The sequence below is a fragment of the Candidatus Dadabacteria bacterium genome (genome assembly GCA_026708565.1).
Classification (GTDB): Bacteria; Desulfobacterota_D; UBA1144; order Nemesobacterales; family Mycalebacteriaceae; genus Mycalebacterium.
Genome location: JAPOUR010000018.1, coordinates 1 through 12,466, shown reverse-complemented (window position 1 = coordinate 12,466; position 12,466 = coordinate 1). Strand labels below are relative to the sequence as shown.

At 56.5% G+C, this 12,466-nt stretch carries 13 protein-coding genes and 2 tRNA genes; all 15 read right to left on the bottom strand.

From position 1 onward, the window contains the following. Positions 1-146: 146 nt before the first annotated feature. A tRNA-Leu gene (locus OXF42_03000) sits at positions 147-231 on the bottom strand. A 98-nt stretch (positions 232-329) separates the two neighbouring features. Continuing rightward, positions 330-402: transfer RNA gene (locus OXF42_02995), tRNA-Lys, on the bottom strand. Between the two features lie 59 nt (positions 403-461). Further along, on the bottom strand, positions 462-3,086 hold the full coding sequence (locus OXF42_02990; protein MCY4047061.1) for a pitrilysin family protein: 2,625 nt from the start codon (positions 3,084-3,086) through the stop codon (positions 462-464). Continuing rightward, the gene (locus tag OXF42_02985; protein MCY4047060.1) at positions 3,083-3,877 is read right to left on the bottom strand and encodes a CDP-alcohol phosphatidyltransferase family protein; all 795 of its coding nucleotides are present in this window, start codon (positions 3,875-3,877) and stop codon (positions 3,083-3,085) included. The genes OXF42_02990 and OXF42_02985 overlap by 4 nt, the downstream gene beginning before the upstream one ends. After that, complete coding sequence (locus tag OXF42_02980; GenBank protein MCY4047059.1) at positions 3,874-4,530, bottom strand: phosphatidylserine decarboxylase; 657 nt, start codon at positions 4,528-4,530, stop codon at positions 3,874-3,876. The genes OXF42_02985 and OXF42_02980 overlap by 4 nt, the downstream gene beginning before the upstream one ends. A 27-nt stretch (positions 4,531-4,557) precedes the next feature. Further along, complete coding sequence (gene ilvC, locus OXF42_02975; GenBank protein MCY4047058.1) at positions 4,558-5,574, bottom strand: ketol-acid reductoisomerase; 1,017 nt, start codon at positions 5,572-5,574, stop codon at positions 4,558-4,560. Then, positions 5,571-6,095: an acetolactate synthase small subunit gene (ilvN, locus tag OXF42_02970; GenBank protein MCY4047057.1), complete on the bottom strand. Its 525-nt coding sequence runs from the start codon at positions 6,093-6,095 to the stop codon at positions 5,571-5,573. The genes ilvC and ilvN overlap by 4 nt, the downstream gene beginning before the upstream one ends. A gap of 18 nt (positions 6,096-6,113) precedes the next feature. Next, entirely contained in the window at positions 6,114-7,826 is a 1,713-nt protein-coding gene (ilvB, locus tag OXF42_02965) for a biosynthetic-type acetolactate synthase large subunit (GenBank protein MCY4047056.1), read from the bottom strand. A 194-nt stretch (positions 7,827-8,020) separates the two neighbouring features. Next, positions 8,021-9,937: an NADH-quinone oxidoreductase subunit L gene (gene nuoL, locus OXF42_02960; protein ID MCY4047055.1), complete on the bottom strand. Its 1,917-nt coding sequence runs from the start codon at positions 9,935-9,937 to the stop codon at positions 8,021-8,023. Further along, positions 9,938-10,237 (bottom strand): NADH-quinone oxidoreductase subunit NuoK, encoded by a 300-nt coding sequence (gene nuoK, locus OXF42_02955; GenBank protein MCY4047054.1) that lies wholly within the window; start codon positions 10,235-10,237, stop codon positions 9,938-9,940. Further along, a complete protein-coding gene (locus tag OXF42_02950) occupies positions 10,234-10,737 on the bottom strand; it encodes an NADH-quinone oxidoreductase subunit J (protein MCY4047053.1) in 504 nt (167 codons plus the stop codon). The genes nuoK and OXF42_02950 overlap by 4 nt, the downstream gene beginning before the upstream one ends. A gap of 47 nt (positions 10,738-10,784) precedes the next feature. Further along, positions 10,785-11,006, bottom strand: a complete 222-nt coding sequence (locus OXF42_02945; GenBank protein MCY4047052.1) for a type II toxin-antitoxin system HicA family toxin — start codon at positions 11,004-11,006, stop codon at positions 10,785-10,787. Then, positions 11,006-11,212, bottom strand: a complete 207-nt coding sequence (locus OXF42_02940; protein ID MCY4047051.1) for a type II toxin-antitoxin system HicB family antitoxin — start codon at positions 11,210-11,212, stop codon at positions 11,006-11,008. The genes OXF42_02945 and OXF42_02940 overlap by 1 nt, the downstream gene beginning before the upstream one ends. A 607-nt stretch (positions 11,213-11,819) precedes the next feature. Next, positions 11,820-12,032, bottom strand: a complete 213-nt coding sequence (locus tag OXF42_02935) for a type II toxin-antitoxin system HicB family antitoxin (GenBank protein ID MCY4047050.1) — start codon at positions 12,030-12,032, stop codon at positions 11,820-11,822. A gap of 21 nt (positions 12,033-12,053) precedes the next feature. Next, positions 12,054-12,314, bottom strand: a complete 261-nt coding sequence (locus OXF42_02930; protein MCY4047049.1) for a hypothetical protein — start codon at positions 12,312-12,314, stop codon at positions 12,054-12,056. Positions 12,315-12,466: the final 152 nt, after the last annotated feature.

Below are 12,466 nucleotides of genomic sequence, written 5' to 3'. Positions count from 1 at the left end.
TAGAAATCATCATCCAGTTTAAGGAATGCCTCGTAGTTCCTGTCCACTTCCTGTTGAAACGGGTCCGTCACTTTCTGTGCCATCTGTAACTACCTCCTGTTACAAACTGCCGAGAGTGTAACACAAAAAACTGAAACTTGACAACTTGCGGGAGGAGGGACTTGAACCCCCAAGGGAGAAACTCCCACCGGGACCTAAACCCGGCGCGTCTGCCAATTCCGCCACTCCCGCTTCTTTTCAAACAAACCTTATCCTAATAATGTGTCGCGGCGCTCTTCACGCCACTCCGCTTTCGCCCCTATCCCCGCCCTTTCCCGATGGGAAAGGGATGGGCCGCGAGGGATTCGAACCCCCGACCGTTTGATTAAGAGTCAACTGCTCTACCAACTGAGCTAGCGGCCCCCATTAAAGATTTAATAAATACATACAGCCGCGCCGATTGGCAAGGCGCGGAAACCCGCTCACCCGCCGCCCCGCACCACAGACACCACACGGGAATTAACATCTATGTATTTCCGCGCAACCCGCAAAACATCCTCCGGAGTAACGGACATCACCTTGCCGACAAACTCCTTGTGCTCATCCCACCCCACGCCGTAAAGTTCATCAAACCCCATAGTCGCCGCCTGCGCCGAGTTCCTCTGAAGCCCTATCTCAAACTCGCCCGCCATCTTCCTCTGCGCCCTCTCCACCTCCCGCGCCGTTACCCCGCCTTTCACAAGGGCTTTCAACTGGGCGACAATCTCATCCCTCGCCTCGCTCTCCTTGCCCGGAGCAGTGCCAATGTAAACCCCGAAATAACCCGCATCCACACGCGCGCCGTAAAAAGAAGTTACGGAATACGCAAGACTCATCTCGTCCCTGAGTTTGAGAAACAGCCGCCCGCCCTGACCGGAAAGAATGGAGTTCAACACCTGAAACGGATAGTAGTCCGGGCTGCCTATTTTCGGCGCGCCAAAGCCCGCGATTATGTGAGTCTGCTGCTTTTCCGGCTCGTTTTTCACAGTTACAAGCGGCTTGCGGGTTTGCTTTACACGCGAAGATTGCGGACGGAGACGGGGCGCGGGGGCAAGGCGGGAAAAATCCTTTTCAAGCCGCCTTAACGCCTTTTTCGCGCTCACATCACCCACAACCACAATTATCATCTCACGCGGATTCAGCGCCTTGCGGTGAAACTCCGCCACGGCGGCGCGGGAAAATCTTTTCAGCCCCGCCTCCGTTCCCAGAATGTCGCGGGAATACGCCCCGCCCTTGAAAAGCGCGGCAAGAAACCGCCGGATTCCCACCGCCGCAAGGTCATCCTTTTTCTTGCTTATCGCGGCGGAAATCTCCCTTTTTGCCCGCGCCATCTCCTCAGGCTCAAAAGACGGATTCAGGGCGACATCGGCAAATATGTCCATTGCGGTGTCAAAATTCGCGCTGAGCGCCTCCATCACAACGCCCGCGCTGTCTCTGCCGGAAAAACCCTCTATGTATCCCGCAAGAGACTCCATCTCTTCCGCTATCTGCTTTGCCGTGCGGCTGTGAGTGCCGCGCGTAAGCATGTTCGCCGTAAGGTTGGAAAGACCGCCGGAACGCGCATCCTCAAATCTCAAGCCCCCCGGAAAAAGCAGGCGGACGGAGAAAAGCGGAACGGATTTGTTCTCTTTTATAATGACCTTAATGCCGTTCTTCAGTTTGTGAATGTTCGTTTTTCCGCCCTTGCCCGAATCGGGGGAAGGCGGCTTTGCGCCGGAAACCGCTTTTTTGACGCTTTGCGCGGACGAGCGCGAGGCGGGCGGAACCACCGCCGAGACGGAAAGATTTGCCGGAGTGAAGTATTTTGCCGCAACCCTGCGTATGTCCGCCGGGGTTACGGCGCGCACGGCTTCCACATAAGCGCCCTCAAAACCGTAATCACCCGCCGCCGTCTCGTAAAACCCGAGCGAATGCGCCCTGCCCTGCATGGTTTCCCTTGAGCGCACACTGTCGCTCTCAATGTTGACTTTCGCCTTTTGAATTTCCGAAGGAGCGGGAGACGCGTCCGCAAGGCCGTAAAGCATCGGCAGAATCTCGCCGTAAGCGGCCTCCGCGCCGTCCGGCGCAACCGTTCCGCCCACCGCAAAAACCCCTCCCATCACGGGGGCGTAGGCGTAGGAATAAACCGTGTTCACTATTCCCTTTTCCTCTTTGACGATTCTGTGAAGGCGCGAACTGTCTCCCGCGCCCATTATCTCCGAAATGACATCAAGGGCGGGAACATCCTCATGCGCAACACCGGGAATTCTGAACGCAAGCGAGAAATACCCTTCGTTTGTGTCTCTTTTCTGAACGGAAACTGCGGGCGATTTTCTCACTGGCGGGGCTGTCGCCTCCGCGCACACGGCGGCGGGGCTTTTCTTCAGAGAGCCGAAACGTTTTTTGATTCGGGCGAGAACGGAGCCCGGCTTAAAATCCCCCGTTACCACAACGACCATGTTGCGGGGCGTATACCATTTGCGGTAAAAGGCGGAAACCTTTTCGCGCGTGAAAGAGCGGACGCTTTCGCGTGTTCCAAGAATGGGCAGCCCGTAGGGATGCCCCTCGTAGGCGGTTTCAAACAGCCGCCTGCTCATCACGCTTGAGGGGTTGTCTTTGTCGCGGCGTATCTCCTCAACAACCACCTCAATCTCTTTTTTCAACTCTTCGGGGTCAAACGCCGGCGCGGTAACGCTTGAGGCAAGCAGGTCTATGCTCCTGCCCGCCGACCTGCTTGCCGAAACTATGTGGTAAACCGTGTGGTCAAACGATGTGAAGGCGTTTATGCGCCCGCCGGAAGATTCAACCTCAAACGCGAGTTCGCCCGGCCCCATGTCTCCGCCGCCCTTGAACAGCATGTGCTCGTGAAAATGGGCAAGCCCCCTCTCGCCGTCCCGCTCGCACCCGGAGCCGGTTTTGACCCACACATTGACCGCCGTAACCGGCGCGGAGGCGTCTGGCTCAAGCAACACGGTGAGCCCGTTGTCAAGCCGCGTTTTTGTAACAGATGAAATCTCCTTTGCAGACAATTCAGAACCTCCCGCGTAAAAAACCGCGCACAGAAAAAGCAGAAACGCGCGCGCCCTCAACCCGCCTTCTCCGTCTCCCCGCCTCTGTTTCCGCCGCGCCGCCTGAGGCGGCCAAGGGCAAACAGCGCGGGGCCGGAAAGCAGATACAGCGTAGAGACCGCCGCAACGGACAGCCCCGGATTGACCGCCACAACCGCTATCAGGACGGATGTGGTAACCAGAAAATCAAACCTCTTGCCGCCGAAACTGAAAAAACCCGCCTTCCGGTATCTGACTCCGCTCACCATGAAAAACCCCGTAACCGGCGCCGCAACGGCGTAAAAAACCGCCATCTCCCCGGAAAGCGGAAACATTCCCAACTCGGTCGCCACAAAAACCGGCGATATCATAACGCCCGCCGCCATGGGGCTCGGCAGCCCCATAAAACTTCTCTTCTCAAGCGATGAAGACTGCACATTGAACCTTGCAAGCCGCATAACCGCGCACACGACATAAATGAGAAGCCCTATGTTGAGAAGCGGGCCGGAATGCGAGCCGCCGAGCAGTGAATAAACAAGAAGGGGCGGCGCAAGCCCGAAACAAATCGCGTCCGAAAGCGAGTCGTATATTACGCCGAAGCGGTTGTCCGCCACGCCAAGGGCGCGCGCTATCCTGCCGTCCAGCATGTCAAGAACCATGGAGACCGCTATGAACGCGGCGGCGCGCCACACAATGTCCGCATCGGCGGACGCACCCGCCGCCACCTGAACCGACAACCCGATTGAAAGCAGGCCGAAGCACAGAGACGCGGTGGTTATCACATTGGGCAGAAAGGAAACGACCCTGCCCGGATTTATGCGCGCCCGCCTCATTGCCCCTCTCCGGACAGACGCGCCACCACCGTCCGCCGTCCGGTTAAAACATCCCCCCGCCTGACCTCCACCTTGTATTGCGGCGGAAAAAACAGGTCTATTCTTGAGCCGAACTTTATGATGCCGAACCTCTCCCCCGCCTCAAGGGACATGCCCTTGCCCGCATACGAAATTATTCTCCTTGCGACAAAGCCCGCCACCTGAAACATCAGAATATCCGGCGCGCCGTCGGGATGTATTACTGTGGCAACGCGCTCATTTTCGTCTCCCGCTTTTGGGGAAAAACCCAGATGAAAACGCCCCGCCCTCCGCTCGGATGAGAGGACTGTTCCGGAAACGGGAAACCAGTTTACATGGCAGTCAAATATGGACAGAAACACGCTCACCCTTGTTACTTCGCGCCCCAGAAAAGTGTCCTCGCTCTCGGTTGATACCGCAATCACCCTGCCGTCCGAAGGCGCAAACACCGCGCCGGGCTCCGGGGAAAACTCCCTGTCGGGGTCTCTGAAAAAATACACCGAAAACCCGAACGCCGCCATGCAGAGAAACGACAGCACGCCAAGGCCGAGAAATGAAAAAAGCCAGCCCGCCGCCGCGATTGAACATAAGAGGGAAAGCCCCTCGGGCGCAATTCTCAGAAAAGGGGTTTTCATATTCCGCCGTAGTGAGCCGACCTCTTCTCAGTTCCTGGATTTGTCAACAAGTTTGTCCTTGAAGAGAGAACTCATCATCTCCCTCAGTTCCGCGCCGACCTTCTCTATGGGGTGATTCTCGCCCTCTTTGAGAAGGCGCGTGTAGTTGGGCCTGCCCGCCTCGTCTTCCTCTATCCACTCCTTTGCGAACCTGCCGGACTGAATCTCCGCAACTATCTTTTTCATCTCTTCCCTGACCCTGCCGTCCACAATTCTGGGTCCCCGTGTGATGTCGCCGTATTTCGCCGTGTCGCTCACGGAGTATCTCATGTTGGATATGCCGTCCTGATAGATGAGGTCAACAATGAGTTTGACCTCGTGGCAGCACTCAAAATACGCCATTTCCGGCGGGTATCCCGCCTCAACAAGGGTCTCAAAACCGGCGAGAATAAGAGCCGAAATGCCGCCGCAAAGAACCGCCTGCTCGCCGAAAAGATCGGTCTCGGTCTCGTCTTTGAAGGTGGTTTCAATGATTCCCGCCCTGCCGCAGCCAATCGCCCCGGCGTAGGAAAGCGCCGTCTCTTTGGCCGCTCCCGTGTGGTCCTGATGGACGGCGACAAGCCCCGGAACGCCCGCGCCGTCGGTGTATTGATTTCTGACCGTGTGCCCGGGCGCCTTGGGGGCGACCATAAACACGTCCACATCGGCGGGGGGCGCTATGCGCCCGTAGTGAATGTTGAACCCGTGGGCAAACACAAGGGAGTTTCCGGCGGACAGCCCGTCTTTGACGGCGCTCTCGTATATCGCCTTCTGGCTTGTGTCCGGGGCGAGTATCATAATGACATCCGCCCGTTTTGCCGCTTCGGAAACGGGCAAGGTTTCAAAACCCGCCTCTTCGGATTTTTTCCAGCTCGCGCTGCCCTCCCTGAGCCCGACCGACACGTCAACGCCGCTGTCTCTGAGGTTTTGCGCGTGCGCGTGCCCCTGGCTGCCGTAGCCGATAACGGCAACTTTTTTGCCCTTGATTAAGTCGGGCGATATGTCCGAATCGTAGTAAACTTTCATTTGTTTCCTCCCTTGCCGCCTGAAGTTTTTGCGCCGCGAAGCATGGCGACCACTCCGGTGCGCGCTATCTCTTTAATGCCGAAAGGTATCAAAAGTTCAAGGAAAGCGCCTATCTTCTGATTGTCTCCGGTCATCTCAAGAGAGTAGCTTTTCGTTCCCACATCAACAACTTTGGCTCTGAATATATCCGCTATGCGCAGAAGTTCGGGGCGCGCATCGCCCGAAGCCGACACTCTGACAAGAACCATCTCCCGCTCAACGCTTTCCGTTCCCGTGAGGTTGGTCACCTTGATAACGTTCACCATGTTGTTGAAACGTTTGATTATCTGCTCAACGATAAAGGCGTCTCCGGTGGTAACAAGCGTTATCCTTGAAGTGCCTTTCTCAAGCGTCTCGGCAACATTGAGGCTCGTTATGTTGAAACCCCGCGCGCTGAAAAGCCCTGCTATTCTGGACAGAACCCCGGACTCGTTGTCAACAAGCAGGGTGATTATATGCCTTTGTGTCTTTGACTCGCTCATCTGAAAACCCTCTCCGTTTCAGGCAACGTCAACGGGGTCAAATATCATCTGGTTCATCGGCTCGCCGGGGGCTATCATCGGATAGACCATCTCCTCCGGGTCAACCTTGATCTCCATCAGAACAACCCCTTTTGCCGCAAGCCCCCGTTTGAAGACGCTCTCAAGTTCCTCCGGCTTTTCCGCCCTCAGGCCGGTCGCCCCGAAGGATTCGGCCAGTTTGACGAAATCGGGAAGCACATTGAACTTTGAGCACGAGTAGTTGCCGTTAAAAAACATGGTCTGCCACTGCCTGACCATTCCGTGATGCTCATTGTTGAACACGACTATTTTCAGGTCAAGGCCGTATTCAACGGCAACCGCGAGTTCCTGCATGTTCATCTGGAAACTGCCGTCTCCCGCGACGCTTATGACAAGGTCATCCGGGCGGGCGAACTTCGCCCCCATCGCTGCGGGAAAACCGAACCCCATTGTGCCGAGGCCGCCCGAAGTTATGTGGCTGCGCGGCTTGTTGAACTTGTAAAACTGCGCGACCCACATCTGGTGCTGCCCCACATCGCTGACGATAACGGCGTCTCCGCCGGTCAGTCTGTAGAGCATGTCTATCGCGTAAGTGGTCTGTATTTTGTTGGCGTCCTCTCTGTATTTGAGCGGATGCTCTCTGTCCCACTTGTTTATCTGCTCTCTCCACTCGTCCCTGCCGGAAAGGTCAATCTCCGCGGACAGAGACTCCCCTATCTGCTCAAGAACCTCCTTTGCGTCTCCCACAATGGGGCAGTCCACATGGATGTTTTTGTCTATGGTTGAGGGGTCAATGTCTATGTGGATTATGTTTGCGTTCGGGGCAAAGTTGTCAAAGTTGCCCCCGGTCGCCCGGTCGTCAAATCTCGCCCCTATGGATATGACAAGGTCGGACTCGTGAACGGCAAGGTTTGCCGCGTAAGAGCCGTGCATTCCTATCATGTTGACAAACAGCGGGTCGCTTGCGGGAAATCCGCCGAGCCCCATAAGGGTTGAGGTAACGGGTATGCGAAGCCGGTGAGCAAACCGTTTGAGGTGTTCGGTCGCATTTGAGAGTATGACGCCGCCGCCGGAAAATATGACCGGCTTTTTCGCCTTCTCAATCAGCGAAACCGCCCTTTTTATCTGGGACGGGTTGCCTCTCATCTTGGGCTTGTAGCCCCTGATGCTGACATCATCGGGAATTATAAGTTCGCCCTCTCCGATGAGCACGTCCTTGGGCATGTCAACCAGAACCGGGCTGGGCCTTCCCGTTGACGCTATATGAAACGCCTCTTTCATTGCGGCGGGGAGGTCTTCGGTTTTGCGGACAAGGGAATTGTGCTTTGTGCACGGCCTTGTGATACCGATGTGGTCGGCCTCCTGAAAGGCGTCGCTGCCAAGATACTGCGTGGGGACCTGTCCGGTGAATATGACAACCGGGGCGGAATCCATCTGCGCGGTCGCTATGCCGGTAACGGTGTTTGTCGCCGCCGGCCCCGATGTGCAAAGCACAACGCCGGGCTTGCCGGAAGCGCGCGCGTAGCCGTCCGCCATGTGGGTCGCCCCCTGTTCATGGCGTGCCATAACGTGCAGCAGTTTCCCCTGCTTTTCGTAGTCGGTCATAACATCGTAAACCTTGAGGACATATCCCCCCGGCAGACCGAAAACAACATCAACGCCCTCGTGAATGAGGGTTTCAAAAAACATCTGCGCCCCGAGCATTTTTGCCATCGGAACACCTCCCGAACACTCGGCTCCGAAACAGCCGCGATGCTTTCGCCGCGCTCCGGCAGAACCGAAATTTGCCTCCCGTTTGCTACGGAAGGCAACGGGATTTTAATGGGAAGGGCGGGATTGTCAAGAGGCGACCGACACGGACAGGCACGGACTTGCACGGGCGCAAAGAGGAATGCGGGCCGCGCCCGTCAAACCTTCAACGCCACAAAAACAAGCGCGACCACAAACGCCGCCATTGCCGCCACATACGCCCTCGCAAGGCCGGTCTGAAACAGGCTGAAAACACCCGCGAGCCGCTTTGCCAGCCACGCCGCGCCGTTTACCGCGCCGTCAACCACGGATATGTCAAACGCGGCGAAATCCCTTGAAAATTGCTTGAACGGCTCAACAAAAACCGAATTGTAAAACTCATCCAGCCGGAAACCGGAGCGCGAAAAACCCTTCGCCCCCATAACGGAGGGAATTCTTTCCGCCCTTTCGCGAATGCCCCGCCCCCGCGTGTAAACAACAAGCGCGGAGGCGACACCCGCAAACGCAACGACCGTGGAAACCACCGCGAGCGCGTAGTGACTCAGCCCGCCCTGATGGTATGGGGCGGCCCCCGTTACCGGCTCAAGGAAACGGGCGAGAAACTCCTCTCCGACCGGAAGCGCGCCGGAGAGAAAATGAGGAACGGAAAGCAAGCCGCCGAAAACCGAAAGCAGCGCGAGGCACACAAGCGGGACGGTCATCACGGGCGGAGACTCGTGCGCCCCTGCGGTATCCGCGCCCGGCCTGCCCTCAAACACCCGCACATACACGCGCGTCATGTAAAACGCCGTCATCATGGCGGCGAGAACGCCCGCGCCCCAGTGAATAGTGAACCCGCCGTCATAGACCGCCGCGAGGATGGAGTCTTTGCTGAAAAATCCGGCAAAGAAGGGAACTCCCGAAATTGCGAGCGTCCCCGCGAGAAAAGTCCACGCGGTTACGGGCATCGCCCGCCGGAGGCCGCCCATGCGCCCCATATCCTGAACACCGCCGAGGGAGTGAATGACGCTTCCCGCGCCGAGAAACAAAAGCGCCTTGAAAAAGGCGTGCGTTACCAGATGGAACACCGCAACCGCTCCCGCCCCCGCCCCCGCCGCCATGAACATAAATCCCAACTGGCTGACGGTTGAGTAGGCGAGCGCCTTTTTGATGTCGGTCTGAGAAAGCGCCGCGCACGCCGCGCCGAGAGCGGTGAAAACCGCAACCGTAAGCACAACATATTGAGCAACCGGCGCGGCGGAAAAAAGAGCCGAGCAGCGCGCCACCATATATATGCCCGCCGTTACCATTGTGGCCGCGTGTATCAGGGCGCTGACCGGCGTGGGGCCCGCCATGGCGTCGGGAAGCCACACATGAAGGGGAAACTGGGCGGACTTGCCCGCCGCTCCGAAAAACAGAAGCAGGCAGGCGGCGGTCAAAACTCCCTCCCTCGCGCCCGGAGCCGCCGCAAACACATCGGAAAACTCAAGCGAGCCGAACATTGTGAATATGAGAAACATCCCCAGAAGAAAACCGAAATCCCCCACCCTGTTGACGATGAACGCCTTTCTTCCCGCGCGCGCCTTTTCCTCATCGTTAAACCAGAACCCGATGAGCAGGTATGACACAAAACCGACACCCTCCCACCCGGCGAACATAACGACAAACCCCGAACCCAGCACGAGCGTCAGCATGAAAAACACAAACAGGCCGAGGAGCGCAAAGTAGCGCGGGGTTGCGCGGTCGCCCTTCATATATCCGGCGGAATACACGTGAATGAGAAATCCCACAAACGTGATGACAAGCGCCATCACGGCGGAAAGGCGGTCAAGAACGAAACTGAAGGCGATTGAAAGAGAGCCGGAGGAAAACCACTCAAACAGAGTGAGCGTAAGAGCCTCGCCCCGGTAAACGCCGTGCGCGGCAACCGCGGCGCAAACTGCGGCGGCAAGAACGGAGAGCGAAGCGATAATTGCGGACGCCCTCTCTTCAAATTCGGGCGATGTGCGGGCGGCGCGGCGAAGCAGGCCGGTTGAGATCAGCAGCCCGTTTATCAGCGCGCCCGTGAGCGGGGCGAGAAGGAGCGCGTAAAGCATTTAACCGCGAAGACTCCTTACAAGGTCTATGTTGAGGCTTTTAAGCGCCGAGTTGATGACGACCACAAAGGCGAGGCCGAGCGCGACTTCCGCCGCCGCAACGGTTATTGAAACCAGAACAAGAATGCCGCCCGCGCCGTCTTCAAGAATCCGGGAGAAGGTTATGAGGCAGAGGTTTGCGGCGTTAAGCATAATTTCAACGGACATCAGCACGACAAGGATGTTTTTTCTCGTGAAAACGCCGTAAGCCCCTATCGCAAACAGCGCGAAGCCGAGCCCTATGTATCCTTCCGGGCTCAACCGCCGCGCCCTCTTGATATGGCGACCGTGCCGATTATGGCGGCGACTATAAGGATTGAAGTTACCTCAAACGCGAGCACGTATTCGGTAAGAAGCAGCCGCGCCACTCCCGCCGCCCCGCCGTCAAGGCCGCTTCCGGTCACGGGCGGAGCCGCAAACGGGGCGAGTTTCCATCCGAAGTATCCCGCCGCCGCCGCGATGGGAACAAGAAAGGTAAGTTTTTTCGCCGCATGGGAGGGGCCGAAGTCCAGCCCGCTTTTCTTTACATTCAGAAAGACAACGGTGAACAGGAACAAGACCACTATGGCCCCGGCGTAAACCAGAACCTGCACTATGGCCATAAAATGGGAGTCAAGAATGGCGAAAAGAACCGCCGAGGAAACGAGCGTAAGCACAAGGAAAACGGCGGCCAGCGCCGTGTTGGGAATCAGCACAACGGCGGCGGCCCCGACAAGCGCGAGGGTGGAGAATATGTAGAAGAAAACCGACTCGGCGGGCATTGGGAGAACTTTACAGGGAAAAGGGGGTAAGGCAAGGATAAGGGATTCTATTGTTGCCGCAGAAACTCCTCAATAGTAAGCCGTGAGGAGCGAATCAGGCTTCTCAGCGTTCCTTTGGCTATCTCTTTGTGATTGGGCACGGACAGCGTGGCCACTTCTCCTTCTTTTGTCATTATGATGTGGCTACCTCTTTTGCGCACCACACTCCAGCCAAAACTTTCAAAAATCCGCACCACATCTTTGCCGCTCAAAGACGGCAATACGGACATTAAATTGCGACCTCTACCTGTTCCGTTTCAACGGTAGGAGAAAGTCCTTTTTCCGCACGCACTTCAAGGCAAAGCGCAATTGCTTCTTTGACATTCTCAAGCGCCTCGCCTCTGGTTTTCCCCTGACTGACGCAACCGGGTATTGACGGACACTCAACAACCCATATTCCGTCTTCATCCCGTCCGATTGTTACATTGAATTTCATTACAACTCCCTTGCCGCTGTTAAAAATTTTACAGAAAGGCGAAAGCAAGGGCAAGCGCGAAAAAGATGTGAAAGAAAACAGCTGGCGGGGGAGACGGCTACAAGTCAGGGGGCGGGGGTTCTCCTCCGTCATTCCGTGCTTGACACGGAATCCAGAGGGGATGGGGGCGGTTAGTGTCTCGCGCCTCGTTTCTTGCGGAGTTTTTGGGCAGCCCATAGGTCTCGGTAGTCATGATATTTATGCCACCGTTGCCAGTGGGCTTGTTCGTGTTCCCATGGTGTAAGGTAAACCAGATTGTCAGGCGTATCACTGCCACCTTCATAAACAGGAACAATATGATGACGATGATAACCCGGGCGAGGGGGCATAAATTTGTCAATGGCACTCCAATTAGCGCGGGGGCGGGAAAGAACGCCCACACCCACCACTATCAGAATGATTAAGCCTATCAATAATGCACCTATTACTGATGATGCTTCTGTATCTTTGACCTCGCCCGATGCACTACTCTCCGATGTAGGAGAAGAAAGAAATTGTGAGGACCCTATCCCCGCACAACCTCCCGCAAGGGCGATCACTATTACAAAAATGGCAATAACCTTCAACATCAATTTTCAGGCGGAAACGGCAAATCAGGGAGGTTTTTGAGTATCACGTCAACATCAGAAACGCCTGAAAGGTGGCACTCAACCGCCTCTTTCAAACTTTCAAGGGCATCTTCAACGGTGTCTCCGTAACTGGCGACATCAACATCAAGACACTGGGAGACAAAAACATCTCCCTCCTGCCAGACTACTGCGTCAAACTTAATCTGTTCCATAAATTGCTACCCCCTCCGCTTTTATCCGTTAACGCCAATCAACGCCCCCACTATACCGCCGACAATGGCTCCGGGCGGACCCGCTATTGACGCGCCCAAAGCGGCTCCGCCTATCATTCCAACCGCAACCGAGGTTTCACCGCCCTTTTTTGCGCGCGCCAGATGAAAACCGCAATCATGGCAAACATAACCGGACGCATCCGCGCCCTGCGGAATCTCATTCGGCTTTCCGCACTCGCAACACCTGTATGTCTCCAGTTCTTTTCTAATCGCGCTCGCCATGATGAAAAACTCTACAAAAAACGGGCGGTAAAGCAAGACAGAAACGCCCCCTCAAACCCCAACCCTCGCACACCATCTACTCACCGGGCACACATCACACAAAGGCCGGACGGGTCTGCAAATCGTCTGACCAAACGCCACCATCAGCCCGT

What these genes read in the sequence shown, in the direction of transcription:
- OXF42_02985 (MCY4047060.1), bottom strand. Translation starts at nt 3,877, where the DNA reads ATGAGGCGGGCGCGCATAAATCCGGGCAGGGTCGTTTCCTTTCTGCCC.
- OXF42_02980 (MCY4047059.1), bottom strand. Translation starts at nt 4,530, where the DNA reads ATGAAAACCCCTTTTCTGAGAATTGCGCCCGAGGGGCTTTCCCTCTTA.
- ilvC (MCY4047058.1), bottom strand. Translation starts at nt 5,574, where the DNA reads ATGAAAGTTTACTACGATTCGGACATATCGCCCGACTTAATCAAGGGC.
- ilvN (MCY4047057.1), bottom strand. Translation starts at nt 6,095, where the DNA reads ATGAGCGAGTCAAAGACACAAAGGCATATAATCACCCTGCTTGTTGAC.
- ilvB (MCY4047056.1), bottom strand. Translation starts at nt 7,826, where the DNA reads ATGGCAAAAATGCTCGGGGCGCAGATGTTTTTTGAAACCCTCATTCAC.
- nuoL (MCY4047055.1), bottom strand. Translation starts at nt 9,937, where the DNA reads ATGCTTTACGCGCTCCTTCTCGCCCCGCTCACGGGCGCGCTGATAAAC.
- OXF42_02950 (MCY4047053.1), bottom strand. Translation starts at nt 10,737, where the DNA reads ATGCCCGCCGAGTCGGTTTTCTTCTACATATTCTCCACCCTCGCGCTT.
- OXF42_02945 (MCY4047052.1), bottom strand. Translation starts at nt 11,006, where the DNA reads ATGTCCGTATTGCCGTCTTTGAGCGGCAAAGATGTGGTGCGGATTTTT.
- OXF42_02940 (MCY4047051.1), bottom strand. Translation starts at nt 11,212, where the DNA reads ATGAAATTCAATGTAACAATCGGACGGGATGAAGACGGAATATGGGTT.
- OXF42_02935 (MCY4047050.1), bottom strand. Translation starts at nt 12,032, where the DNA reads ATGGAACAGATTAAGTTTGACGCAGTAGTCTGGCAGGAGGGAGATGTT.
- OXF42_02930 (MCY4047049.1), bottom strand. Translation starts at nt 12,314, where the DNA reads ATGGCGAGCGCGATTAGAAAAGAACTGGAGACATACAGGTGTTGCGAG.